Annotated in this window: 23 protein-coding genes and 1 pseudogene (1 of these 24 only partly in view); 9 read left to right on the forward strand and 15 right to left on the reverse strand. The window is 64.0% G+C overall.

Annotated elements, in window-relative coordinates:
* The 9 genes from EOC06_RS01365 to EOC06_RS01405 form a co-directional block, all read left to right on the forward strand.
* A partial coding sequence (locus EOC06_RS01365) for an ABC transporter substrate-binding protein (protein WP_245469277.1) occupies positions 1-797 on the forward strand: 797 nt, incomplete at its 5' end.
* A gap of 79 nt (positions 798-876) precedes the next feature.
* On the forward strand, positions 877-1,959 hold the full coding sequence (locus tag EOC06_RS01370) for an ABC transporter ATP-binding protein (protein WP_128306885.1): 1,083 nt from the start codon (positions 877-879) through the stop codon (positions 1,957-1,959).
* Positions 1,959-2,885 (forward strand): ABC transporter permease, encoded by a 927-nt coding sequence (locus tag EOC06_RS01375; RefSeq protein ID WP_127380931.1) that lies wholly within the window; start codon positions 1,959-1,961, stop codon positions 2,883-2,885. Before EOC06_RS01370 ends, EOC06_RS01375 begins: the two co-directional genes overlap by 1 nt.
* Complete coding sequence (locus EOC06_RS01380) at positions 2,882-3,682, forward strand: ABC transporter permease (protein WP_127321958.1); 801 nt, start codon at positions 2,882-2,884, stop codon at positions 3,680-3,682. Before EOC06_RS01375 ends, EOC06_RS01380 begins: the two co-directional genes overlap by 4 nt.
* 47 nt (positions 3,683-3,729) lie before the next feature.
* Entirely contained in the window at positions 3,730-5,316 is a 1,587-nt protein-coding gene (gene ggt / locus EOC06_RS01385) for a gamma-glutamyltransferase (RefSeq protein ID WP_128306886.1), read from the forward strand.
* 90 nt (positions 5,317-5,406) lie between these two features.
* Entirely contained in the window at positions 5,407-6,933 is a 1,527-nt protein-coding gene (locus EOC06_RS01390; RefSeq protein WP_128306887.1) for an acyl--CoA ligase, read from the forward strand.
* A 2-nt stretch (positions 6,934-6,935) separates the two neighbouring features.
* Positions 6,936-7,916: a 2-dehydropantoate 2-reductase gene (locus tag EOC06_RS01395; RefSeq protein ID WP_127272486.1), complete on the forward strand. Its 981-nt coding sequence runs from the start codon at positions 6,936-6,938 to the stop codon at positions 7,914-7,916.
* Positions 7,917-8,011: 95 nt separating this feature from the next.
* A complete protein-coding gene (locus tag EOC06_RS01400; RefSeq protein WP_127322566.1) occupies positions 8,012-8,395 on the forward strand; it encodes a VOC family protein in 384 nt (127 codons plus the stop codon).
* A 104-nt stretch (positions 8,396-8,499) separates the two neighbouring features.
* Positions 8,500-8,733: a hypothetical protein gene (locus EOC06_RS01405; RefSeq protein ID WP_128306888.1), complete on the forward strand. Its 234-nt coding sequence runs from the start codon at positions 8,500-8,502 to the stop codon at positions 8,731-8,733.
* A gap of 85 nt (positions 8,734-8,818) precedes the next feature.
* On the opposite strand, the gene EOC06_RS01410 is transcribed toward EOC06_RS01405, so the two are convergent.
* The 15 genes and pseudogenes from EOC06_RS01410 to EOC06_RS01485 form a co-directional block, all read right to left on the reverse strand.
* Positions 8,819-9,877 (reverse strand): aminopeptidase, encoded by a 1,059-nt coding sequence (locus EOC06_RS01410; protein WP_128306915.1) that lies wholly within the window; start codon positions 9,875-9,877, stop codon positions 8,819-8,821.
* 177 nt (positions 9,878-10,054) lie between these two features.
* Positions 10,055-11,026, reverse strand: a complete 972-nt coding sequence (locus tag EOC06_RS01415; protein WP_127267612.1) for a branched-chain amino acid ABC transporter permease — start codon at positions 11,024-11,026, stop codon at positions 10,055-10,057.
* Between the two features lie 22 nt (positions 11,027-11,048).
* The gene (locus EOC06_RS01420; protein WP_127321083.1) at positions 11,049-11,936 is read right to left on the reverse strand and encodes a branched-chain amino acid ABC transporter permease; all 888 of its coding nucleotides are present in this window, start codon (positions 11,934-11,936) and stop codon (positions 11,049-11,051) included.
* 7 nt (positions 11,937-11,943) lie between these two features.
* Positions 11,944-12,654: an ABC transporter ATP-binding protein gene (locus EOC06_RS01425; protein WP_127321082.1), complete on the reverse strand. Its 711-nt coding sequence runs from the start codon at positions 12,652-12,654 to the stop codon at positions 11,944-11,946.
* Complete coding sequence (locus tag EOC06_RS01430; protein WP_127267607.1) at positions 12,647-13,426, reverse strand: ABC transporter ATP-binding protein; 780 nt, start codon at positions 13,424-13,426, stop codon at positions 12,647-12,649. The genes EOC06_RS01425 and EOC06_RS01430 overlap by 8 nt, the downstream gene beginning before the upstream one ends.
* A gap of 12 nt (positions 13,427-13,438) precedes the next feature.
* Positions 13,439-14,647 carry an ABC transporter substrate-binding protein gene (locus tag EOC06_RS01435; RefSeq protein ID WP_027040146.1) on the reverse strand — a complete coding sequence of 403 codons (1,209 nt, stop codon included), beginning with the start codon at positions 14,645-14,647 and terminating at the stop codon, positions 13,439-13,441.
* Positions 14,648-14,852: 205 nt separating this feature from the next.
* Positions 14,853-16,616, reverse strand: coding sequence for an ABC transporter ATP-binding protein (locus tag EOC06_RS01440; protein WP_128306889.1), 1,764 nt, complete (start codon positions 16,614-16,616; stop codon positions 14,853-14,855).
* A gap of 211 nt (positions 16,617-16,827) precedes the next feature.
* The gene (locus EOC06_RS01450; RefSeq protein ID WP_128306890.1) at positions 16,828-17,772 is read right to left on the reverse strand and encodes an acetamidase/formamidase family protein; all 945 of its coding nucleotides are present in this window, start codon (positions 17,770-17,772) and stop codon (positions 16,828-16,830) included.
* On the reverse strand, positions 17,762-19,405 hold the full coding sequence (locus EOC06_RS01455) for an ABC transporter substrate-binding protein (RefSeq protein ID WP_128306891.1): 1,644 nt from the start codon (positions 19,403-19,405) through the stop codon (positions 17,762-17,764). Before EOC06_RS01455 ends, EOC06_RS01450 begins: the two co-directional genes overlap by 11 nt.
* Before the next feature lie 34 nt (positions 19,406-19,439).
* Positions 19,440-20,360 (reverse strand): ABC transporter permease, encoded by a 921-nt coding sequence (locus EOC06_RS01460; protein WP_128306892.1) that lies wholly within the window; start codon positions 20,358-20,360, stop codon positions 19,440-19,442.
* A complete protein-coding gene (locus EOC06_RS01465) occupies positions 20,357-21,223 on the reverse strand; it encodes an ABC transporter permease (RefSeq protein WP_206516809.1) in 867 nt (288 codons plus the stop codon). Before EOC06_RS01465 ends, EOC06_RS01460 begins: the two co-directional genes overlap by 4 nt.
* 19 nt (positions 21,224-21,242) lie before the next feature.
* A complete protein-coding gene (locus EOC06_RS01470) occupies positions 21,243-21,860 on the reverse strand; it encodes an ANTAR domain-containing response regulator (protein ID WP_127268207.1) in 618 nt (205 codons plus the stop codon).
* A complete protein-coding gene (locus EOC06_RS01475; protein WP_128306893.1) occupies positions 21,857-22,951 on the reverse strand; it encodes a transporter substrate-binding protein in 1,095 nt (364 codons plus the stop codon). The genes EOC06_RS01470 and EOC06_RS01475 overlap by 4 nt, the downstream gene beginning before the upstream one ends.
* A gap of 176 nt (positions 22,952-23,127) precedes the next feature.
* Positions 23,128-23,616, reverse strand: a complete 489-nt coding sequence (locus tag EOC06_RS01480; RefSeq protein ID WP_128306894.1) for a hypothetical protein — start codon at positions 23,614-23,616, stop codon at positions 23,128-23,130.
* A gap of 161 nt (positions 23,617-23,777) precedes the next feature.
* A pseudogene (locus EOC06_RS01485) lies at positions 23,778-24,055 on the reverse strand (helix-turn-helix domain-containing protein) (it continues 572 nt past the right edge of the window).

Raw genomic sequence — 24,055 nt, forward strand, 5'->3', positions numbered from 1 at the left:
TCACCGAACTTGGCGCCGACGAATGTGCGCGCGGCTCGAAGGAAGGGCTGTTCGAAAAGCTCGACTACGGCATCATCGACAAGAGCGGCATCAACCCGAAGCTTGTCCACGACGACTGGGTCGGCATTTCCTACACATCCGTCGTGCTGATCTACCGGACCGACGTATTCGGCGACAAAGGCCCGAAGACCTGGGCCGATTTCTGGAACGTGGAAAAGTTTCCGGGACGGCGCGCGCTGAGCGGCAGCCAGGCGACGGAAACGCTGAGCGTTGCCGCACTGGCCGAGGGCATTCCGATCGACAAGGTCTATCCGGTCGATATCGACGGCGCGTTGAAGTCCGTCGACAAGATCCGCGGCAATGTCGACGCTTGGTGGACCTCCGGCGCCCAGGCCATGCAGCTGGTTAAGGACGGCGAAGTCGACATGGCGAGCATCTGGAACGGCCGCGCCGGCACCTTGAAAAAGGAAGGCGCGCCGATCAGCTTTTCCTTCGATCAGGGCGTGCTGACCGCCGACTGCATGGTCATCCCCAAGGGCGCCAAGAACAAGGAGGCGGCCATGAAGGCGCTGGCGATGTTCGTCAGCCCGCAATTGCAGGCCAATCTGCCGCTCTATGTCGACAATGGCCCGGTCAACGAGAAGGCTTTCGAGACCGGCAAGATCCCGCAGGACAGGATCAAGGACATCAATTCGGCGCCCGAAAACGTCAAGAAGCAGGTGTTGCAGGATGCAGAATTCTGGCGCGACAACCTGGTCGAGGCGACGGAAAAGTTCAACAATCTGATCCAGCAATAGGCTGCGGCCGCAATCCAAACCACGGCAGGGCGACGCCTCGCCCTGCTTTCGCCGCCTCAGCCCCTGGGAGAGAAAAATCGTGTCCATTGCGCCATCCGCGTTGCCGATCGGCATGCGCGGGATCGAGAAACGATTTGGCAGCGTGCCTGTGCTGCGCGACCTCAACCTCGATGTCGAGGCTGGTGAATTCCTGACGCTGCTGGGGCCTTCCGGTTCCGGCAAGACGACGCTGCTGATGATCCTGGCCGGTTTCGTGCGGGCCAATGCCGGCTCGATCAGGGTCGGCGGCGACGAGATCATCACCACGCCGCCGCACAAGCGCAACATCGGCATGGTGTTCCAGAACTACGCGCTGTTTCCGCATATGAACGTCTTTCACAACATCGCCTTTCCGCTGAAGCAACGCGGCGTCGCCGCCGCCGAGACGGCCGAGCGTGTCGAGAAGGCACTCGATCTGGTGAAATTGCAGGGACTGGGCGAGCGCCGGGTCGACCAGCTCTCCGGCGGCCAGCGCCAGCGCGTGGCGCTGGCGCGCGCCATCGTCTTCGAGCCGCGCATCGTGCTTATGGACGAACCCTTGTCGGCGCTCGACAAGGGCCTGCGCGAGCACATGCAGATCGAGCTGCGCGCCCTGCATCGGCGGCTCGGCATGACCACCGTCTATGTCACGCACGACCAGCGCGAAGCCATCACCATGTCGGACCGCATTGCTGTCATGAACGGCGGACGCATCGAACAGCTCGACAAGCCCGAAAGCCTCTACGCCAGGCCGCAAACGCAATTTGTAGCAGGCTTCATCGGCGAATCGAATTTCATTCCGGTCGAGTGCCGCAACGGCTCCGTCTGGTACGAGGACCGAAGAATCAATACGGCGGCGGCGACGCCGGCGGCAGGCCAGTACCTGATGGTGGTGCGGCCGGAAAAGCTGCGGCTCTTGGCAACCGCCGAACCGACAAGCGGCGTCAACGTGCTCAACGCGACGCTCAGTGACATCATCTATCAGGGCGACAGCTTCGTCTGCTATGCCGTGCTGCGCGACGGCCGGCAGCTGACTTTGCGCGACTATTGCCGCAGCGATGTGCTGGCGAAAATGCCGGCGCCCGGCCAGCCAGTCTCGTTCGGTCTCGATGCGCAGGACACAATCCTGGTAGCGGCAGACTGATGAGCGCGCAGACCGCCGTCATGCAGGAGAATGCCGGCCGCGCGGGCCCGGATTTGAACACGCAGGCGCTGCGCACGGACGCGCGGCGCGAGTCGTTGCGGCTGCTGGCGCTGCTGTCGCCGAGCCTGTTGCTGGTCTTCGCCATCATCATCGTGCCCATCGGCTGGCTGTTCTGGCTGTCGCTGTTCGACGAAGCGGGCGGCTTCAGCGCCGCCAATTATGCGCGATTCTTCGAGCAGGCCTCCTACATCAAGACCTTTGTCACCACCTTCAAGGTCGCCTTCATCGTCACCGGCGCCTGCGTGCTGCTCGGCTATCCCCTGGCCTACATGCTGTCGCAACTACCGCGCCGCGCGGCGTCGATCTGCCTGATCTTCGTCATCCTGCCGTTCTGGACATCGGTCCTGGTGCGCACCTATGCCTGGCTGGTGATCCTGCAGCGCAAGGGCCTGATCAACAGCTGGCTGATCGACCTCGGTGTGATCAGCCAGCCGCTATCGCTCGCCAACAATTTTTCGGGCGTCGTCATCGGCATGACGCATATCCTGCTGCCGTTCCTGGTGCTGCCGCTTTACGCCTCGATGAAGACAATCGACACCGACTGCCTGCGCGCCGGCATGAACCTCGGCGCCGGCCCGGCCGCCACCTTCCGGCAGATCTTCTTTCCGCTGTCGCTGCCCGGCCTCGCCTCGGGCGTGGTCATCGTCTTCGTGCTGTGCCTGGGCTTCTTCGTCACGCCTGCGCTGATGGGCGGCGGCAAGGTCATCATGTGGGCGATGCGCATGGAACAGACCACCAGCCTCTATTCCAACTGGGGCGCGGGTGCAGCACTCGGCGTGGTGCTGCTGGTGGTCACGCTGGCGCTTCTCGGCCTGTTCCAGTGGCTGCTCGGCGCGCGCGCCACAGGTGTGTGGAGTTCGCGATGAGCGAGGATGTCGGCCTGCCTATCTCGCACCGGCAACGGCTGTGGCTCTATTGCCTCGGCGGCCTCGTGCTTCTGTTCCTGATCGCGCCGTCGATCATCATCGTCATCATGTCGTTTTCGGATTCGACGCTGCTGCAATTCCCGCCGCAGCAATGGTCGCTGCGTTGGTACCAGACCTATTTCGGGTCGCTGGAATGGCGCGATGCCACGATCGTCTCGGTCAAGGTGGCTATCATGACAGTGCTGGTGGCGACGCCGCTCGGCACCGCGGCCGCCTATGCCATCAACCGGGGCACGCTGCGCTTCAACGGCACCATCAACGCGCTGCTGACGGCGTCGCTGATCGTGCCGGTGATCCTGATCGGCATCGGCACCTTCTTCCTCTATGCGCGCATCGGGCTCAACAACACGCTGACCGGCCTGGTCATCGCGCACACGGTGCAGGCGCTGCCGCTGGTGGTGCTGACGGTGCTGTCGGGACTGCGCTCCTACGACATGAACCAGGAGCGGGTGGCGCGCAGCCTTGGCGCCGGCCGCGTCGCCGCCTTCTGGCAGGTGACGATGCCGCAGATCCGCTTCTCGATCGTCTCGGGCGCGCTGTTTGCCTTCATCACCTCCTTCGACGAGGTGGTGGTTTCGCTGTTCATATCGGGCGGCGAGACCACGACATTGACGCGCCGCATGTTCAATGCGCTGCGCGACCAGATCGACCCGACGATCGCCGCCATCTCGACCTGCCTGATCGTGCTGTCGGTCGTGCTGTTGTCGGTTGCGCAGATCTTCGGCAGGCGCCATTGATTTCACCAGACCAATTCGCAGAAGTGACCATGGGATATCCAGACAGAATGCGTGATTTCCAGCTTCCCGGCCGCTCGCCGGTTCGTGCCACCGAGGCGATTGCCGCGACCTCGCATCCGCTTGCAACCCTTGCCGCCATCGACATGCTGCGGTCCGGCGGCAATGCCATGGATGCCGCCGTCTGCGCCGCCGCCGTGCAGGGCGTGGTCGAGCCGCAATCGACCGGCATCGGCGGCGACTGCTTCGTGCTCTATTCTCCCGGAGGGCAAGGCAATATGCTGGCCTTCAACGGGTCCGGCCGGGCGCCTGCCAGGGCGACAGTCGACTGGTACCGCGAAAAAGGCTTCGACCGCATCCCGCTGCAAGGTCCGCATGCGGTCACCGTGCCGGGTGCCGTCGATGCCTGGAGCCGCCTGCTCGAAGACCATGGCCGCAAGGGCCTTGCCGAGGTGCTGGCGCCGGCCATCCACTATGCCGAGAACGGCTATGTCGTGCACGACCGCGTCGCCTTCGACTGGGCCGAACCGGAAACCGATCTGTCGGCCGACGAGCACGCCACGCGCATCTTCCTGCACGGCGGCAAGGCGCCGAGGGCTGGCGACGTCCACCGGCAGCCGGAACTGGCGGAGACCTTGCGCATCATCGCCAAACATGGCCGGTCCGGTTTCTACGAAGGCGCTGTCGCCGACGATATGGTGAGTCGGCTCAATGCATTGGGCGGACTTCATACGGCCGAGGATTTCGCTGCGACCAGAGGCGACTATGTGGCGCCGGTCAGCACCTCCTATGGCGGCCATGACATCCACCAGATGCCGCCGAACAATCAGGGGCTGACGGCGCTTTTGATGCTCAATTTGCTGTCGGGCTTCGAGCTTGGCGGGCTGGATCCCAATGGCGCCGAGCGCCTGCATCTGGAGATCGAGGCCGGGCGCCTGGCCTATCGCGACCGCGACCGTTATGTCGGTGATCAGGACCATGTCCCGGTGCCGGTCAGAGAGCTGCTGTCCGGCGCCTATGCCGACCGGCTGCGCGCCGAGATCGACCGCGACCGCGCCATGACGCATCTGCCGCGCGTGGACCTGCCCGGCAGCGACACGGTCTACATCTCCATCGTCGACCGCGATCGCAACGCGGTCTCCTTCATCAACTCGACCTATTACTCGTTCGGCAGCGGCGTGGTCGGCCCTAAGACCGGTGTCGTGCTGCAGAACCGCGGTTCGAGCTTTCGCCTTGAGCCTGCGCACCCGAACGCCATCGCACCGGGCAAGCGGCCGATGCACACGATCATGCCGGGCATGGCGACGAAGAACGGCCGCGTGGTGATGCCGTTCGGGGTCATGGGCGGCGGCTATCAGCCGTTCGGCCATGTCCATCTGCTGACCAACATGATCGACTTCGGCATGGACCCGCAGCAGGCGCTGGATGCGCCGAGGGTGTTTTACAATGACGACACAGTCGAGGCCGAGCGTGGCGTTCCCACCGAGGCGATCGAGGGCCTGCGCCGACGCGGCCACCGCATAGCCGAACCGCATCATCCGCTTGGCGGCGGGCAGGTGGTGCTGATCGACTGGGAGAAGGGGACGCTGACCGGCGCTTCCGATCCGCGCAAGGATGGTTTGGCGCTTGGCTACTGAGGCGATCCGTTGTCCAATGGCGTATCCATATCGAGGCAAGCCCGTCAGAAGGGCTCCCGCCAATAGTCGTTCGAAATCTAGCCGGTGATCATGACCCAAACCGAAACCCACGCAGATCTCTCCCGCCGTCTCGCCGCCGGCGCCGACGATGCGCCCGCCATCCTGGCACCCGACAGGGCGACGCTTAGCCATGGCGAATTGCGCAGCCTGATCGCCGATACGGCAAAACAGCTGCATGCGCGCGGCATCGGCCGCGGCGACAGGGTGGCGATCGTGCTGCCGAACGGGCCCGAGATGGCCACCGCCTTCGTCGCCGTGGCGGCCGTCGCCTCGACGGCTCCGCTCAACCCCGCCTACCGGGCCGACGAGCTGGATTTCTACCTGACCGACATCGGCGCCAAGGCGATCCTTGTCGGGGAGGGCGAGACCGGACCGGCTGTGACGGTGGCCGAACGCCTCGGCATCGGCGTGCTGCGGCTTATCGTGCAGCCCGGCACACCCGCCGGCAGCTTCACGATCGAGGGCGCAGCGATCGGACCGCAGGCCGCGCCCGCCATGGCGCAAGACAGCGACATTGCGCTGCTGCTGCATACCTCCGGAACGACATCGCGTCCAAAACTGGTGCCGCTCAGCCATGCAAACATCGCGGCCTCGGCTGCCCATATCGGCGGCACGCTTGGCCTGACGGCAGATGACCGTTGCCTCAACATCATGCCGCTGTTCCACATCCACGGCCTGATCGCGGCCGTGCTGTCGTCGCTGGCTGCCGGTGGCAGCATCTACTGCACGCCGGGTTTCAACGCGCTGCGCTTCTTCCAGTGGCTGAGCGAGGCGCAGCCGAGCTGGTACACGGCGGTGCCGACCATGCATCAGGCGATCCTGCCCCGCGCGGCACGCAACACCGAGGCGCTGGCGGCGGCGCGCCTGCGCTTCATCCGCTCATCCTCGGCGTCGCTGCCGGCGCAGGTGATGGCCGAGCTGGAGGCGACCTTCGGCTGCCCGGTGATCGAATCCTACGGGATGACCGAGGCCGCGCACCAGATGGCCTCGAACCGGCTGCCGCCGGGCCAGCGCAAGCCGGGCAGCGTCGGTGCCTCCGCCGGTCCGGCCGTGGCTGTCATGGCGCCTGACGGGCGGCTGCTCGCAGCCGGCGAGACAGGCGAGATCGTCATTCGCGGACCCAATGTCACGACGGGTTACGAGAAGAACCCGGATGCCAATGCCACGGCTTTCGCGCATGGCTGGTTCCACACTGGCGACCAGGGCGTGCTCGACGAGGACGGCTATCTCAGGGTCACCGGTCGGCTCAAGGAGATCATCAACCGCGGTGGCGAAAAGATCTCGCCGCTCGAGGTCGACGACGTGCTGATGGACCATCCGGCGGTGGCGCAGGTCGTCACCTTCGCCATGCCGCATGACAAGCTTGGCGAGGAGGTGGCCGCGGCGGTTGTGCTGCGCGAAGGCATCAGTGCCACCGAGGGCGACATTCGCACCTATGCCGCGACACGGCTTGCCGATTTCAAGGTGCCGCGCAAGATCCTGATCCTGGACGAGATCCCCAAGGGTGCGACCGGCAAATTGCAGCGCATCGGCCTCGCCGCCAAACTCGGGCTTTGACGATGAAGATCACCATCTTCGGCGCCGGCGCGATCGGCGGCTATCTCGCGGCCAAGCTCGCCATCACTGGGCGGACCGATCTTTCGATCGTCGCGCGCGGCGCCCATCTGGAAGCCATCAAGGCGGACGGCCTGCGCCTGATCGAGGATGGCCAGGAGATTTCGGTCCCCGTCCGGGCCGCCGCCAAAGCCGACGAGCTTGGCGCCCAGGATTACGTCGTGCTGGCGCTGAAGGCCCATTCTCTCTCCCCAGCCCTTGACCAGATCGCGCCGCTGCTTGGGGACCACACATCAGTCGTCACCATGCAGAACGGCGTGCCCTGGTGGTATTTCCACGGCGTCGGCGGGCCGCTCGAAGGCACCAGGCTGAACGCGGTCGACCCCGGCGGCGCCATCTGGCAGCGGATCGGACCGGACCGCGTTATCGGCTCGGTCGTCTATCCCGCCGTCGAGGTCGATGCGCCAGGCCTCATCCGCCATGTCGAGGGCAAACGTTTCTCGCTCGGCGAACCCTCCGGCGAGCGCAGCGAACGGGTTACGCTTCTGGCCGAGGAAATGGTCAAGGCCGGCTTGCAAGCGCCGGTGCGCGAGGACATCCGCAGCGAAATCTGGGTAAAACTGTGGGGCAATCTCTCCTTCAACCCGATCTCGGCGCTGACCGGCAGCACGCTGGCCGCGATTGTCGCCGACGATGGCACCCGCGCGCTCGCCCGCACCATGATGCTGGAGGCGCAGGCGATCGGCGAAAGCCTCGGCGTGCGTTTTCCCATAGCGGTCGACAGGCGCATCAAGGGCGCCGGCGATGTCGGCGAACACAAGACCTCGATGCTGCAGGACCTGGAGCGCGGCAGGCCGATGGAGATCGACGCGCTGGTGAGCGCGGTGCAGGAACTTGGCCGGCTCACGGACAAGCCGACCCCGACCATCGATGCCGTGCTGGCGCTGGTGCGGCGGCTGGCGGTGGAACGCGGGTGTTATCGGTGAGGTGGAAGGACAGGGCAAATCAGAGCCGTGGCGCGCGACGATCCAGGCCTTGAAGCGCCTTGGCCTCATCTCCCAGCTTGACCAGAGTTAGCAGCATGCTGAACGCCATTCACCACGTCGCGCTCATCTGCACCGACTACGACCGGTCGCGACGGTTCTACGTCGAACTCCTCGGCCTCGATCTGATCCGGGAGGTTTATCGGGAGGAGCGGCAGTCATGGAAAGCGGATCTGCGGATCGGATCGGCCCAACTGGAATTGTTCTCCTTCCCTGCACCAGCGATGCGGCCATCCCACCCAGAGGCTACAGGCCTGAGACATCTGGCATTCGCTGTGGCTAATCTTGAGCCCGTAATTATCCGCCTGGAAGCCGCAGGCGTTGCCGTCGAGCCTATCCGGATCGACCCATATACGGACCAACGGTTTACCTTTTTCAGGGACCCGGATGGATTGCCGCTGGAACTCTACGAAGCCCCATAAGGAACGGTTCGCTTTCGCGACGGGCGCTGTGTACTGACGGTCTCGGTATCGGCGGACCGCGAATCTGTGCTAAGCGCCGCCCAACCAACCAAAGGACGACACCAATGAGCGAACTGACCGTGGCCGAGGCGACCGAGAGCATCTATGCCTCGCTCCGGGCGGACAATGCCGACATCGACACACATATCGCGGCGCTTAAGGCGGCGCTGATGCGAGAGGGGATCAAACAGGCGGTGTTCGATCCGGCCAAGCTGGCGCAGAACAACCGCTCGGGCCGCAAGTTGATGCAGGCTTATTTTCGGCAGCGCGGCGTGAGCGTGAAGTTCTCGGACCAGTAGAACCGCGCGGGCGATCTCAATCGCGCGATTTGGTTGGATTCGGACGCAAGTTCCCCGACGCTTCGGGCCATCCCTTTTGACCGGCTCAATAACAGCGATCTGCCGCCGCAAGTGCATCGACGCGGTGAGCTTGGTCCAGTGCGCCAATCCGTCGGACTGACGCATAGAACCTGACATAGTCGCCCGAACACAAGTCGAACAGGCGCAGAAACGCGGTCACCCGATCGCTATAGACGGACGTCGCGGCGAGCTTTGCATTGTTGATCGGGGAAGCGAACCAGGCATCGTATCCCCGGTATCGGCCCCAGCGCCTGTCGCGCATGTGTCGGTAGCGCATCCGCAGCCGTTCAATCGCGGCCGTCTTCGCGGCCAGTTTTTGCTCCGAGGTGCCGGCGTTGGAATAGACTTGCGTCAGCTCGTCGCGGGTCCGCGACACCAGCGCAAGAAATTCAGCCTTGCGCCTCCGGGCAGCTTCGTAACGGCGCAATGCGGCGGTGTCGCCAGTCGCGCGCAGCCACTTTTTCACGCCGGTCGTTTCAACGGCGACAGCGAACGCCTCGTTGAATGCGGAATCGTCGTGCACGTAGACGCGCTGGTGGGCCAGTTCATGGAACACCAGCGCTGCGAGATTGGTTTCATCCTGGCCGAACATCGTGCTGAGCAGCGGGTCGCTCGACCAGCCAAGCGTGGAATATGCCGTGATGCCCGTCACATAGACGTCCATGCCCTGTCCTTGAAGTTCGACAGCGGTTTCAGTCGCGGACTTCCTGGAGAAATACCCCCGGTAGGGAACACAGCCGAAAACAGGAAAACACCATGTTCGCGGCGTCAGCGAAAATGCCGGCGCGGCGAAGACAGCCCATGTCACCGAATCCCGACCAATGTCGACATAGCTGCGGTAGCTGTTGTTGTCGGGCAGCGCCAGTTCATCCGTTGCGAACTGTCGTATAGCGCTCGCCGATGCCATTCGCGCGCGCAATGCCTTCGGCGTCGACGGATCCTCGATCAGTTTTCCGACATCCTGGCGCGCCGTCATGATCCGCAGATGGCCCTGCACGGATTGCGCGTAGTAGGAAATACTGGTGCAACCGGTCACGCCGGACGCCACGATTACAACGACAAGCAATCGAAAGAATGCGCGCATCACGATTTGCCCAAAGCAGTGCTCACCCGTTCCGATGGAGTCGCAATTGCCCCAGGTCGCAAGCAGTCGCATCGATTTGATCGAGGTCTATAGCTTTCTGAAGTATCCGGACAGGTGCTCATTGGGGAGACGCATGCGTCATCACGCGCAAGCCGCGTCCCATCAACCTGCAGCTGATCAGTCCTTTCCCGCCCGCTTGAAAATCCGCGCGTAAAATTCGCCGACGATGCCGCGCCGGAAGACGAGCACGCACACCATGAAGATCAGGCCAGTGGCGATGGTCACCGGAAAGCCGGAAGTGGCAAGCGTGTTTTCCAGGCCGATGACAAGGCTGGCGCCGATGATCGGCCCGACCATGGTGCCGATGCCGCCCAGAAGCGTCATCAGGATCACCTCGCCCGACATCTGCCAGGTGACGTCGGTGAGCGTGGCGAACTGGAAAACGATCGCCTTGAGCGATCCGGCCAACCCGGCCAGCGCCGCCGACATGACGAAGGCGCCGAGCTTGTAGTTGGCGACGGAATAGCCCAGCGAAATGGCGCGGTTCTCGTTCTCGCGGATCGAGCGCAGGATCATGCCGAACGGCGAATTGACGATGCGCCAGATGGCGAAGACGCCGACGAGGAACACCGCCAGCACGAAATAATACATGTTCAGCGAGACGTTCAGGTCGAGGACGCCTAGCAGCATGCCGCGCGGCACACCTTGGATGCCATCCTCGCCTTGCGTGAACGGCGCCTGCACGCAGAAGAAGAAGAACATCTGCGACAGCGCCAGCGTGATCATGGCGAAATAGATGCCTTGCCGGCGAATGGCGAAGAAGCCCATGACGAAGCCAAGCAGGGCCGCACCCGCCATGCCGAGCAGAATGCCGGCTTCCGGCGGCCAGCCCCAGACCTTGACGGCATGCGCCGTGAAGTAGGCGGCGCCGCCGAAAAAGGTGGCGTGGCCGAACGACAGCAGCCCGGTGTAGCCAAGCAGGAGATTGAACGCACAGGCAAACAGCGCAAAGCACAGCATCTTCATCAGGAAGATCGGATAGACCAGGAAAGGCGCCACCAGCAGCGCCAGGATGCCGAGCCCGACCAGCGTCCATTCAAGCCGCGCCGAGGTTTTGGCCGATGTCTCGCGAAGCGTCAGTTCCGACATGTCAGATGTCTCTTCCGACATGTCAGGCGTCCCTTCCGAACAGGCCGGCCGGCCGGACCAGAAGCACGATGGCCATGATGACGAAGACCACGAGGTTGGAGGCCTCAGGATAGAAGACCTTGGTCAGGCCTTCGGCAAGGCCGAGCATGTAGCCGGTGACGATGGCGCCAAGGATCGATCCCATGCCGCCGACCACGACGACGGCGAAGACGACGATGATGAGATCCGACCCCATAAGCGGGCTCACCTGATAGATCGGCGCTGCCAGAATTCCGGCAAGCCCAGCCAGCGCGGAGCCGAGGCCGTAGGTCAGGGTCAGCAGCAACGGCACGTTGACGCCGAAAGCCTGGACGAGGCGGGGATTCTCCGTCGCGGCGCGCAGGTAGGAACCGAGCCTGGTCTTCTCGATCAGCACCCAGGTTCCGAAGCAGACGATCAGCGAGGCGACGACGACCCAGCCGCGATAGTTGGGCAGGAACATGAAGCCGAGATTGGTGCCTCCCGAAAGCAGCGGCGGCACCGCGTACGGGTTTCCCGAGACGCCGTAATAGTAGCGGAAGATGCCTTCGAGCACGAGCGCGAGGCCGAAGGTGAAGAGCAGGCCGTAGAGCGGATCGAGATCGTACAGCCGCGACAGCGCCAGGCGCTCGACCACGATGCCGAAGACACCGACGATCAGCGGCGCAAGGATCAAGGCGGGCCAGTAGCCGATGCCGAGATAGGTGAGCAGCAGATAGCCGACGAAGGCGCCGAGCATATATTGGGCGCCATGGGCGAAATTGATGACGCGCAGCAAGCCGAATATGACAGCCAGGCCCAGGCTCAGCATGGCGTAGAACGAGCCGTTGATCAGGCCGACCAGCAACTGGCCGAGGAAGGCCTGAACGGGGATGCCGAAGATCATCGTCATGGCGCCATCATACACCCAGGACTTCGTGGAGCTGCGTCATGCGGTCCGGCAACTCGCCGACCGGGAACCCTGCCACCACCTTGCCGTGCTCCATCAGATAGAAACGATCGGCGACACGGCTGGCGAAGCGGAAGTTCTGCTCGACCAGCAGGATCGTCATGCCGCGCTTTTTCAACGTCGCCAGCAACGCGCCGATGCGCTGCACGATGACGGGAGCGAGCCCCTCCGTCGGCTCGTCGAGAAGCAGCATTTTCACACCCGTTCTCAACATGCGCGCGATCGCCAGCATCTGCTGTTCGCCGCCCGACAGCCTGGTGCCGGGACTGTTGCGCCGCTCCTTCAGATTGGGGAACAGATCGAATATCTCCTCGACGCTCATGCCGCCCTCGGCCACGACCGGCGGCAGAACCAGGTTCTCGTCGACGGTCAGCGTGGCGAAAATACCGCGCTCCTCCGGCACGAAGCCGATGCCCTGATGCGCGGTGCGGTGCAGCGGCAGCCGCATCAAATCCTGGCCGTCGAAGGCGATCCCGCCGGTTCGCTTGCGGATCAGCCCCATGATGGCGCGCAGCGTCGTCGTCTTGCCGACGCCATTGCGGCCGAGCAGTGTGACCGTCTCGCCGGAAAACACTTCCAGATCGACGCCGTGCAGCGCATGGCCCTCGCCATACCAGGCGTTGAGGCCGCTGACGGCAAGCAGAGGTGCGGTACTAGTCATCGGCGGTGCCCATATAGGCGATCTTCACGCGCTCGTCGCGGCTGACCGTGGCGTAGTCGCCGGCGGCCAGCACCTCGCCGCGCTGCATGACCGTTATCCAGTCGCAAAGGTCGGCCACGACAGTCAGATTGTGCTCGACCATCAGCACGGCGCGATCCTTGGCCACCGAACGGATAAGGTCGGAAACCGTGGCCACGTCCTCGTGCCCCATGCCGGCCATCGGCTCGTCCAGCAGCAGCACTTTCGGATCGAGCGCCAGGGTCGTGGCGATCTCGAGCACGCGTTTCCTGCCATAGGAAAGGTCGCCGGCGAGCCTGTTCCTGGCATCGTCGAGACCGACCGAGCGCAGCAATTCCTCGGCACGCGGCGTCAGCCGGTCGAGCGCCGCCAGCGAGCGCCAGAACTGAACGCTGAGCCCGCCCGGCCGCTGCAGGGCGACGCGGACATTGTCGAGCACGCTGAGGTGCGGAAAAATCGCCGATATCTGGAACGAGCGCACCAGGCCCATCCGCGCGACCCTGGCCGGCGACGTGCGGGTGATGTCATGGCCAAGCAGCTCGATCCTGCCGCTGGTCGGCGCCAGGAACTTGGTGAGCAGGTTGAAGACGGTCGTCTTGCCGGCGCCGTTGGGTCCGATCAGGGCATGGATGTTGCCATGGCGAACATCCAGATCGACGTTTTTCACGGCGATGAAGCCAGCAAAGTCACGCCGCAACCCGCGGGCGGAAAGCACCACAGGCGGCTCGTTCGCGCTCAGGTCAGTCGGCGCCATCGGCCGCGCCGATCACTGGCCGGCCGTCGGACAGCCGCTTTCCTTTTCGCTCAGGAAGGCCTCGTTGCCAGGAATGGTGGCGAGATATTTGTAGTAGTCCCACTCCTTGGTGCTCTCGGCTGGCGACTTGACCTGATAGAGGTACATGTCGTGGACCATGTTGCCGTCCGCCTGCACTTTGCCGTTGGTTATCGCGGCGTCGTCCACAGGCATCGAATGCAGTTGCTTGGCGACGGCTTCGGTCTCGTCCGTGCCGGCCTTGTCGATCGCTTTCAGGTACTGCGTCACCGCTGAATAGGTCGAGGCCTGGATCATGTTCGGCATGCGGTTGGTGCGCTTGAAAAAGCGCTGCCCGAATTCGCGGCTCTTGTCGTCGCGATCCCAATAATAGCCTTCGGTCAGCACAACGCCCTGCGCCGCTTGAAGGCCAAGCCCATGCACCTCGGCCAGCGTGAACAGGAGTGCGGCAAGACGCTGACCGCCCTGCACGATGCCGAATTCGGCCGCCTGCTTGATCGAGTTGGAGGTATCGAGGCCGGCATTGGCCAGGCCGATGACCTTGGCGCCCGACGATTGCGCCTGCAACAGGAAGGACGAATAATCGGTCGATCCCAGGGGATAACGCACCTCGCCCAGCACCTTGCCGCCATGGCTCTCGACGAACTTGGTGGTCTGATCCTTCAGCGAATAGCCGAATGCATAGTCGACGGTGACGAAGAACCAGCTGTCGCCGCCCTGCTGCACGAGAGAGCCGCCTGTCCCAACCGCTTGCGAATGAGTGTCATAGGCCCAGTGGAAGCCATAGGGCGAGCATTGTTTGCCGGTCAGCTCCGTGGTCGCCGCGCCGGTGACGATGTCGATCTTCTTCTTTTCCTTGGAAATCCCCTGGACGGCGAGCGCCACCGAAGAGGTCGTCAGTTCCATGATGGCATCGACCTGTTCGGTGTCGTACCACTGCCGCGCGATGTTGGAGGCGATATCGGGCTTATTCTGGTGATCGGCGCTGATGATTTCTATCGGCGCTCCCTGCACCTTGCCGCCGAAATCCTCGACCGCCATCTTGGCCGCCTCGACCGACCACTTGCCGCCGAAATCGGCGTAGACGCCCGATTGGTCGTTGAGAATGCCGATTTTGACCTTGCCGTCGGAAATTTCGGCGGCCGAGGCGGGGATCGCGGATGCGGCGAGAAGTGCCGCGGAAACGAAAAGGCTTACCTTCATGGTTGACTTCCTCCCATAGCGATGAATCCGACCGACCCTCCTACGATCGATCATCGCAATGGTATTGAACATGAGGAAGATAGGGACAGAGGGCAAGAGGCCGTTAGGGATTTCGTGCTCGAAGCGATACGGTTTGGCGGCGGAACGCGAGCCTTGAGCGCGAGATAGAGACACAAACACGTGAACCGCCGGCGGCAGTGCCGGCTCAGCCCTCGGCGGCGACGAGGTGGCCGTTGCCGACATCCCTCAGCGCCAGTTTCAACGGCGCCTCGCCGATCCTGCGGGTGGCGCTCGGGATCTCCTGGTCGAGGCGGGCGAAGCGGCTTCTTCGCTTGGCTGGATCGGGCACCGGCACGGCTTCGATGAGGCGTCTGGTGTAGGGGTGGCGCGGGTTGGAAAAGACCTGGTCGCGCGTGCCCATCTCGACGATCTGGCCGAGATACATGACGGCGACGCGGTCGGAGATGTTCTCGACCACAGCCATGTCGTGCGAGATGAAGAGATAGGCGACGCCGAATTCGCGCTGTAATTCCTTCAACAGATCGAGCACGCGCGCCTGCACCGAAACGTCGAGCGCCGAGACGCTTTCGTCGGCGATGATCAGCTTCGGCCGCAGCGCAAGAGCGCGTGCAATACAGACGCGCTGGCGCTGGCCGCCGGAGAATTCATGCGGATAGAGCTCCATCTGATCGGCCGACAGGCCGACGCGCTCGAACAGCGCCGCGACACGGTCACTGCGCTCTTGCTTCGAGGCGATGCCATGGATCAGCAGCGGCTCGGCGACGAGTTCGCCGACGCGCATGCGCGGGTCGAGCGAGGCGTAGGGATCCTGAAAAATCATCTGCACGTCGCGGCGCACCGCCTTACGCTCGTCGCGACCAAGGCCGGACAGATTGCGCCCGCCAACCGCGATATCGCCGCTGTAGGGCACCAGTCCGGCCAGCGCCTTGGCGGTGGTCGACTTGCCACAGCCGGATTCGCCGACCAGCGCCAGCGTCTCGTTGGGCGCGATCGAGAAGGTCACGCCTTCCACCGCGTGGACGCGGCGGGTGACCCGGCCGAAGAAGCCGCCATGCAGGTCGAAGCGGACATGCAGGTCGTTGACTTCTGCGACATTGGCCGGCATCGCCGTCTCGGCATCCCTGGATTTCTGGCGGCCGATACCGCTGCCAATGCGCGGCACGGCGGCCAGCAGCTCGCGCGTGTAGTCGGCTTGCGGCCTGGCAAAAATGTCAGCGGTTTTTCCCTCTTCGACCATGCGGCCATGCCGCATGATGATGACGCGGTCGGCCATTTCGGCGACGACGCCCATATCGTGGGTGATCAGGATGACGCTGGTGCCGTGCTGGCGCTGCAGGTCGCGCAGCAGCTCCAGCACCTCGCCTTGCACGGTGACGTCAAGTGCGGTCGTCGGCTCGTCGGCGATCAGCACGTCCGGCTCGAGCGCCAGCGCCATGGCGATCATCACCCTCTGGCGCATGCCGCCGGACAGTTCGTGCGGAAACTGCTTTAGCCGGCTTTCGGCTTCCGGAATGCGCACCGCCTTCAACGCCTCGATGGCGCGCTGACGAGCTTCGCCCTGCGACAGGCTGGTGTGTGCCTCGATGGATTCGGTGAGCTGCCGGCCGATCGACAGCACCGGGTTGAGCGAGGTCATCGGCTCCTGGAAGATCATGGCGATGCGGTCGCCGCGAATGCGCCGCATCCGGCGCTCGTCGAGAGTCGTCAGATCTGTATCGCCCAAATGGATTTTCCCAGACGATATGCGGGCTGCGGGCTGCGGCAGCAATTGCATGATGGCCAGTGCGGTCATCGATTTGCCGGAGCCGGATTCACCGGCAATGCAGAGCGTCTCGCCGCGGCTCAGCGTGAGCGATAGGTCGGAGACGACCTCGCGCTCGCCATCCTCGCCGCGCACGCTGACGCAGAGGTTGGCGATGTCGAGGATGGGTTCGGGGGTTGAGGTCATTGCAAAGGCAAAGTTCTGAGAGGTTTATTCCGGCACGCCCCCCTCTGTCCTGCCGGACATCTCCCCCTCAAGGGGGGAGATTGGCCGTCACGTGGGCCGGCGCTCCCCCTTGCAACATTAGAGATTGGCGAAAGCCGAAGTGACATCTGATCTCCCCCCTTGAGGGGGAGATGTCCGGCAGGACAGAGGGGGGTGCAGCGCCGACTTGACATCATTCAAACACGCAGCGCGGGAAGTAGAACGACACCACCCAGTTCGGCATGTCGACGATCTCGCTGATCCTGAGATCGCCGCACACAGAGGCCAGCATATAGGCTTCGACCGGGTCGATTTTGTACCTCCCGGCGAGCAGGTCGACCATCTGGGCAACCGCCTCCCTGGCGCCGGCCATCAGGTCCGGGCCGATGCCGGTCGTCACCTCATAGCCCTTGGCGTCGAGATGGCGCGTCACCGGGCCTGGCGTGGTGAAGCGCGGCGTCTTCAGCCTGGCGTCCTTGACCAGATCGAGCTTGAGCACGACGTCCATCGGGCTTTCGATCGCCGTGCCGCAGACCTCGCCGTCGCCTTGCGCGGCATGGGTATCGCCGACCGAAAACAGCGCGCCCGCCACTTCCACCGGCAGGTACAGCGTGGTGCCGGCGGCGAGATCGCGGATGTCGAGATTGCCGCCGACGCGCCTTGGCGGCACCACCGAATGGTGGCCCTTTTCCGCCAGCGCGTTGCCGATGGTGCCGGCGAAGGGTTTCAACGGCACACGCGCATTTTTGCCGAACAGCGCCGGCTCGAGCGAGACGGCGTCGTATTTCCAGATGTTCAGCGCCGGCTCCTTGAAGTCGTCGGCGAGCAGCCCGAAACCGGGAATGTTGGCCGTCCAGCCGAAGCCGGATGGTTTGAACATCTCGATCGTCACCTTCAGTGCATCGCCCGGCTCGGCGCCCTCGACGAAGATCGGCCCAGTCACCGGATTGACGGTGGCGAAGTCGAGCCTGGCGACGTCGGCGACCGTGCTGTCGGCCTGCAACTGGCCGCCGGAGGAATCGAGGCACTGGAACTCGATGGTCGAGCCGGGCGCCACCCGCTCGGCCGGAACAAACGAATTGTCCCAGCCGAAATGATGTTGGCGCCCGTGGATGGTGTAGTCGCAGTTATTGCACATCTTTTACGTACACATTGTCGTAGTTGATCGGGATATGGACCGGGTCGACATAGAGGTTGTCGGCGCCGCCCATGCGCGCCGACTTCATGGTGAAGCGCTGCTCGTTGAAGACCGGCGCCCAGGGCGCGTCTTCCATCACCTTGTCGTAGATGGCGCTCCACATCTTGTCGCGCTCGCCGGCCTTGGCCGGGTCGACCACCGAGTCGGCCTCGGCCGCCTTGGCATCGAGATCCTTGTTGCAATACCACGACCAGTTCCAGCCGCCCGGCACCGCGCCGGCGCAGCCGAGGATCGGGCCGTAGAAGTTCGACGGATCCGGGAAGTCGGCGATCCAGGCCATGCCGCCGGACCAGATCATCGGTGCGCCGGCCTTGTCGCCGCCGGCGGCAATGACGTTTGCCTGAGCCAGCGACTGGATGCTGGCCTTGATGCCGATCGCCGCCAGATCCTGCTGGATCGCCTGAGCGATGCGCGGGTTGGGATCGGTGTTCATGGCGAACAATTGCGTGTCGAAACCATCGGGATGACCGGCCTCGGCAAGCAGCGCCTTGGCCTTGGCGACGTCATAGGGATAGCCCTTGTACTCCTTGTCGTAGCCCGGCATCGACGGCGGCAGCGGCTGGTTGGCCGGCACAGCGCGGCCGTTGATGATCTGGATGATGCGCGCCTTGTTGATCGCCATGTTGACCGCCTGGCGCACCTTCACATTGTCGAACGGGGCCATGGTGGTGTTCATGGTGACATAGCCGGTGTGCAGCTGGCCGCCTTCGACGACGCGTGCCTTCTGCTCCGGATCGGCCATCACCTCCTGGAATTTTGCCGGCGGAATGCCGTCGCCGGGCACGTCGATCTCGCCCTTCTGCAGGCGCAGCAGCGCAACGATCGGCTCCTGGCCGATCTCGAAGGTGATCTTGTCCAGATGCGGCAGGCCCTTGTGCCAATAGTCCGCATTGCGCTCGAAGACGATGCGCTGGCCGAGTGTCCATTCGGCGAGCTTGAAAGCGCCGGTGCCGACCGGATGCTTGCCGAAATCGGCGCCGTATTTCTCGACCTCTTCCTTCGGCACGATATGCGAGAAGTTGATGGCCATGACATGCAGGAAGGTGGCGTCGGGCCGGGTCAGCTCGAGCTTGACCGTATAGGGATCGACGACGGTGACGCCCGAGAGGCTCTCGGCCTTGCCTGCGGCGACATCGTCATAGCCCTTGATCGAGCCGAAGAAGCCAGCGCCGGGGCTCTGGGTCTTGGGATTGGTGACGCGGTCGAGCGAATATTTCACGTCGTCGGCGGTCATCTCGCGGCCATTGTGAAATTTCACGCCATGGCGCAGCTTGAAGGTGAATGACTTGCCGTCGGGCGCGATCTCGTAGCTTTCGGCAAGGTCGGGCTTCAAATTGGTGGTGCCCGGTTCGTAATCCATCAGCCCGTCGAACAGGCTCTTGATCATCGACCAGTTCTGCCAGTCATAGCCGATCGCCGGATCGAGCGTGGCGACATCGTCCTTGTAGGTGATGGTGATGGCGCCGCCCTGCTTGGCGTTCGGATCGATCGCGTCTTCGGCGCGAACACTTGTCATGCCGAGCATCAGCGCCAGCGCCGATGCCGCTACCGTGGATGCGAGAAACTTTTTCATTTTTATGTTCCCTTTCTCTGTCTGGTTTTCATTTTCATCTGAGCTTGATGCGGGGGTCGATGAAGGGCGCGATGACGTCGGCCAGCAGATTGCCGAGCACGATGGCGAAGGCCGAGACCAGGGTGACGCCCATGATGATCGGGATGTCCACGCGCTGGATGGCCTGCCACGCCAGCTGGCCAATGCCAGGCCAGCCGAACACGCTTTCGACGACAACAATGCCACCCATGAAGATGCCGATGTCGATGCCGATCATGGCGATGACCGGCAGGATGGCGTTGGGCAGCGCATGGCGGAACAGGATGGCTCGCCGCGCCAGGCCCTTGGCGCGGGCGGTGCGGACATAATCCTGGCGCAGAACATCGATCATCGACGAGCGCATCATGCGGGCGTACCAGCCGGCGCCGAGTATGCCCATGGTCAGCGACGGCAGCACGAGATGACGCCAGGTGCCATAGCCGCCGATCGGGAACCAGCTGAGCCGCACGGCAAAGACGTAGAGCAGCAGCAGGCCGACGACGAATTGCGGCGCCGAGACGCCGACGAAGGAGGCGACCATCAGCGTCTGGTCGGTGGCGGTGCCGCGCTTGACGGCGGCGATCAGGCCCATGCTGAGGCCGAGCAGCAGCTCGCACAGGATGGCGCCGACCATCAGCAACAGGCTGGCCGGCAGCCGCGAGACGATCAGCTCGGTGACCTCGGAGCGCTGGATGTAGGAGCGGCCGAGATCGCCGCTGATGAGCTTTGTGAGATAGCGCCAGTATTGGACGATGAAGGGCTGGTCGAGGCCGAGCTGCTGGCGGATGTTCTCGACCGTCTGCGGCATGGCGCTGCGGCCGGCGATCTGGCGCACCGGGTCGGCCGGCAAGAGATAGAGCAGCGCGAAGGTGATCAGCGAGACGCCGAGCAGGATCAGCAGCGACTGGATCAGGCGGCGGCCGAGATAGGCGATCATGCCCGGCCCCTTTGCGTCGGATCGAGGATGTCGCGCAGCGCGTCGCCGATCAGGTTGAAGGCCAGCGCCAGCGCCAGGATCGCCGCGCCGGGAAAGAACACCAGCCAGGGTGCTGCCTGGAAGTAGGTCTGGTTCTCGAAGATGATGTTGCCCCAGGACGCGGTCGGCGGCTGCACGCCGATGCCGAGGAAGGAGAGCGTCGCCTCCAACAGCACCGTGGTCGAAATGCCGAGCGTGCCCCAGACGATGATGGTCGGCAGGAGATGCGGCAGGATGTGGCGAAACAGGATGCGCGGTGCGCTCGCCCCGATGGTGCGCTCGGCGTCGATGAACTCGCGTTCGGCGAGCGAAGAGGTCTCGGTGTAGATAACGCGGGCGGTCTGCACCCAATTGACCAGGGCGATGACCATAGCGACGATCCACAGGCTCGGCTCGAACACCGCAGCCAGGCAAATGGCGAGCAGCAGTGCCGGAAACGCCATCATCAAATCGGTGAAACGCATCAGCGCGCTGCCGATCCAGCCGCGGAAATAACCCGCGGTAACACCGACCAGCGTGCCGATGAACAGCGCCACGCCATTGGCGACGATGCCGATGATCAGCGAGGTGCGGGCTCCGTAGAGGATGCGGGTCAACAGGTCGCGGCCGAGCAGGTCGGTGCCCAGCCAGAATTTTGCATCCGGCGGCAAGGGCGAGCCCTCGATGGTCAGGCCGTCGAACATCTGCTCGTTGGGATCGTAGCCTGTCAGCCATGGCGCCAGCACGGCGCCGGCAACGACAATGGCGACGATCACCAGCCCAAGCAGTGCCAGACGGCGCCTGACCAGCCGGCGCCAGACGCCGGCGCGCGGCTTGACCGGCATGCGCCCTGGCGCGGTGAGATCAGGCGCGATGGGACTGGTCATCGCCGCCTTCTTCCCCCGTTGCCTCTTCACTTGTCATGGCCACGATCCGCCGCGCGGCATCCTCGACGCTGATCTGCCAGCTCATCGCCAGCGAGCGAAGCTGCGCATAGGCGCGGCCGTCATCGGCGCCTTTCGCCAGTGCCGTCACCGCGCGCACGATGGTCTGGCGCTCGGCGACGCGCTGGCGAAGCGAGGCGATTTCGCTGGCCAGGTGTTTTCGCGCCTCGAAACTTTGCCTTGCGATCAGCAGTGCGCTGTAGACGCCGGCATTGCCGACCGGCTTCAAGAGTTGGGCGTCGGCCTTGTGCGACAATGCCCATTCGATGCGGCCGGGCGCCTCGGAGCCGATCAGCGCCACCAGCGGCATCGGCGCTTCGCCCGGCTTCCACGGGAATTGCTCGTCGAAGCCGAGATCGGCGTCGAAGAAGACGAAATCGGCCGCCAGCGCCTCGGGCGGCAGTTCCGGCCAGCAGTCCAGCGTGATCAGGCCGATGGCCGACAATTGCCTGGTGATCGCCTGCACCGTCGGGTGCGGACGGTGCAGGATGAAGGCCCTGGCGCCGCCGAGATTGGGGATGCGTGGGGTTCTCGTCACGACACCACCCTCAGGCGCGGGCGGCCGAATGTTTTTGCCGGGTCGTAGCGCGACAGATACGGGTCTGGCGCGACTTCGTCCTCGCGGCTGACGACCTCGAAGAAGCCATCCGCGATGCGCCCGATGATCACCGGCAGCGTCGCGTGCTGGGAATGGGCGTCGATGGCTATCGGCCCGAGCCGGGTGGAGAAGCGGCGTTCTGCGAAGGCTCTGGAAAATTCCGCCGGACCGGCTTCGGAATTGCTGGAGAGCACGTCGGCCATCACCTGCACGGAGGCATAGGCGGAGGCCTCGAAAGACGAGGCGAAGGCGGCCGGCCGCGGCGCGAAGTACGGCCCGACCGACAGGTGCCCTTTCCCGGATTCGCCGATCGCCGGCAACTCTCCTTCGGTGAGGTTGCAGGAGATGACGGGACAGGTTTCCGGGCGGAAGGCAGGATCCTCATTCCCGAGATCGCAATAGGCCGCCAGGAAGGCGTAGGAAGAGGTGCCGATCAGGTTGTTGAGGATGAAGTTCGGCCGTGTGGCACGGATCTCCGCGATCAGCCGCGACACGTCGGTCTCGCCGATGCGCAGATAGCGTTCGCCCAGCACCTTGCCGCCGGCATCGGCGATCAGGTCGCGGGCGACGCGGTTCATCTCCCAGCCCCAGATGTAGTTCGAGCCGAGCAGGAAGCCATTGGCGCCGAAACGCGGCACGACATGCGCCATCAGCGGCACCAGATGCTGGTTTGGGCAAGCGTGCATGTAGACGACGTGCTCGTTGGCCTCGAAGCCCTCATAGGGGCAGGCGTACCAGAGCATGCCGCCCGCCTTCTCGAGCACCGGAATGGCTTCCTTGCGGCTCCACGAGGTGACGCAGCCGACGACATGGCGCGCGCTGCTGGTCCTGAAAATATCCTCGCACAGCGTCGCGTAGCGGTCCGCATTGCTTTGCGGATCGCGCTCGACCGGCACCAGTTCGATGCCTGAGCTGCGATCGGCGTTGATGTCGGCGATGGCGCGCATGGCGCCGATGCGGCACGCATCGGAGACGAGTTGATAGCTCCCCGAGCGGGAATACAGGATGCCGATCTCGATACGCCGTTTCAAACAGATCCCCAAAATGACAATGCCTCGCAGCCAGCGCCGGAAGGGCGAGGCATACGAGGCATTCTTGCCGCCCGGCGATCAGAGCCGGTATTTTGCACTAGCGTATTCTGTCCGGCGGGTCAGTCAAGCCCTCAACGATATTTGCGTGACCGTTATCGCCGTTTCGCTGCCGCCGGCTATCTGGCCGCCGGCCTCTGACCCTGTTGACGGGCATAGGTCACACAGGCGTCCACCGTGCTGACACAAAGCGCGTCGCGCCTGTTCGGCAGATTGTTGTCGCCGGCATAGGCAACTTCGGCGACGCGGCCGTCGACCATGCGGATTTGCGTGTCGCAATAGCCGCCGGGAGCGACATTGACGGAGCCGCCGACCGCCGGGATCGCGCCGACCGCCAAAGTCGGAACCACAATGCTGAGATTGCCGCGCTGGACGATGCGCTTGTAGGTCCAGATCTGGCCCGATCGGCCGGCGTCGGCGGTGGCGGTCGGAAACCCGGCGCACATTCGAACATCGGCTTCGCTGAGGCCGACCATCTCCTTGCGGGCAGCCGCTGCCGTCGGATCAATCTTGGCGATACGCGACGTATCGTCGGGAACGACGCAGGAAGACTGGATCCCCACACAGAGAACAGCGAGGGCAAGCTTTTGAATGCAGGAAAATATCATGCCGACTGTCAGATTGGTCCGATGTCAGATTTGCGTGGCGCCCGCCGCTCCTTTCTACCTAGGCAGACAGGCGAAGGGATCAACCCGTTCAGCTTCACGAAAAAGTGGCTGTGGCTGCAACATCGAGGATTGCGCATCACGGGTCTGCATCTCACGCAGGATCAATGGCCCTGCAAGTGCTTCCGGCGCCAGGCGGCGGGCGCTTCGCCGACCCGCGCGCGAAAGAACCGTGAAAAATACGCCGGGTCGTCGAAGCCGATCTCGTAGGCGATGTCCTCCACCGTGCGTACGGTAAACAGCAGCAGACGCTTGGCCTCCAGCAGCCGCCTTTCGCTGACGACCCGCTTGACACCGGCGCCCAGCACCGCATGGGCAGCCTTGTCGAGAAGATGCGGCGTGGTGGCCAGCGCCTCGACGTAGCGATCGACCGGCCAGTTGT

Origin of the sequence: Mesorhizobium sp. M7A.F.Ca.MR.362.00.0.0, assembly GCF_004023175.1 — a bacterium.
Taxonomy (GTDB): Bacteria; Pseudomonadota; Alphaproteobacteria; order Rhizobiales; family Rhizobiaceae; genus Mesorhizobium.

Coding starts and splice junctions, on each gene's coding strand:
- EOC06_RS01420 (WP_127321083.1), bottom strand. CDS start 11,936: ATGACGATGATCTTCGGCATCCCCGTTCAGGCCTTCCTCGGCCAGTTG.
- EOC06_RS01425 (WP_127321082.1), bottom strand. CDS start 12,654: ATGACTAGTACCGCACCTCTGCTTGCCGTCAGCGGCCTCAACGCCTGG.
- EOC06_RS01410 (WP_128306915.1), bottom strand. CDS start 9,877: ATGCGCGCATTCTTTCGATTGCTTGTCGTTGTAATCGTGGCGTCCGGC.
- EOC06_RS01435 (WP_027040146.1), bottom strand. CDS start 14,647: ATGAAGGTAAGCCTTTTCGTTTCCGCGGCACTTCTCGCCGCATCCGCG.
- EOC06_RS01440 (WP_128306889.1), bottom strand. CDS start 16,616: ATGACCTCAACCCCCGAACCCATCCTCGACATCGCCAACCTCTGCGTC.
- EOC06_RS01380 (WP_127321958.1), top strand. CDS start 2,882: ATGAGCGAGGATGTCGGCCTGCCTATCTCGCACCGGCAACGGCTGTGG.
- EOC06_RS01400 (WP_127322566.1), top strand. CDS start 8,012: ATGCTGAACGCCATTCACCACGTCGCGCTCATCTGCACCGACTACGAC.
- EOC06_RS01455 (WP_128306891.1), bottom strand. CDS start 19,405: ATGAAAAAGTTTCTCGCATCCACGGTAGCGGCATCGGCGCTGGCGCTG.
- EOC06_RS01480 (WP_128306894.1), bottom strand. CDS start 23,616: ATGATATTTTCCTGCATTCAAAAGCTTGCCCTCGCTGTTCTCTGTGTG.
- EOC06_RS01375 (WP_127380931.1), top strand. CDS start 1,959: ATGAGCGCGCAGACCGCCGTCATGCAGGAGAATGCCGGCCGCGCGGGC.
- EOC06_RS01395 (WP_127272486.1), top strand. CDS start 6,936: ATGAAGATCACCATCTTCGGCGCCGGCGCGATCGGCGGCTATCTCGCG.
- EOC06_RS01430 (WP_127267607.1), bottom strand. CDS start 13,426: ATGGCGCCGACTGACCTGAGCGCGAACGAGCCGCCTGTGGTGCTTTCC.
- EOC06_RS01460 (WP_128306892.1), bottom strand. CDS start 20,360: ATGATCGCCTATCTCGGCCGCCGCCTGATCCAGTCGCTGCTGATCCTG.
- EOC06_RS01450 (WP_128306890.1), bottom strand. CDS start 17,772: ATGTGCAATAACTGCGACTACACCATCCACGGGCGCCAACATCATTTC.
- EOC06_RS01405 (WP_128306888.1), top strand. CDS start 8,500: ATGAGCGAACTGACCGTGGCCGAGGCGACCGAGAGCATCTATGCCTCG.
- ggt (WP_128306886.1), top strand. CDS start 3,730: ATGCGTGATTTCCAGCTTCCCGGCCGCTCGCCGGTTCGTGCCACCGAG.
- EOC06_RS01390 (WP_128306887.1), top strand. CDS start 5,407: ATGACCCAAACCGAAACCCACGCAGATCTCTCCCGCCGTCTCGCCGCC.
- EOC06_RS01415 (WP_127267612.1), bottom strand. CDS start 11,026: ATGTCGGAACTGACGCTTCGCGAGACATCGGCCAAAACCTCGGCGCGG.
- EOC06_RS01465 (WP_206516809.1), bottom strand. CDS start 21,223: ATGCCGGTCAAGCCGCGCGCCGGCGTCTGGCGCCGGCTGGTCAGGCGC.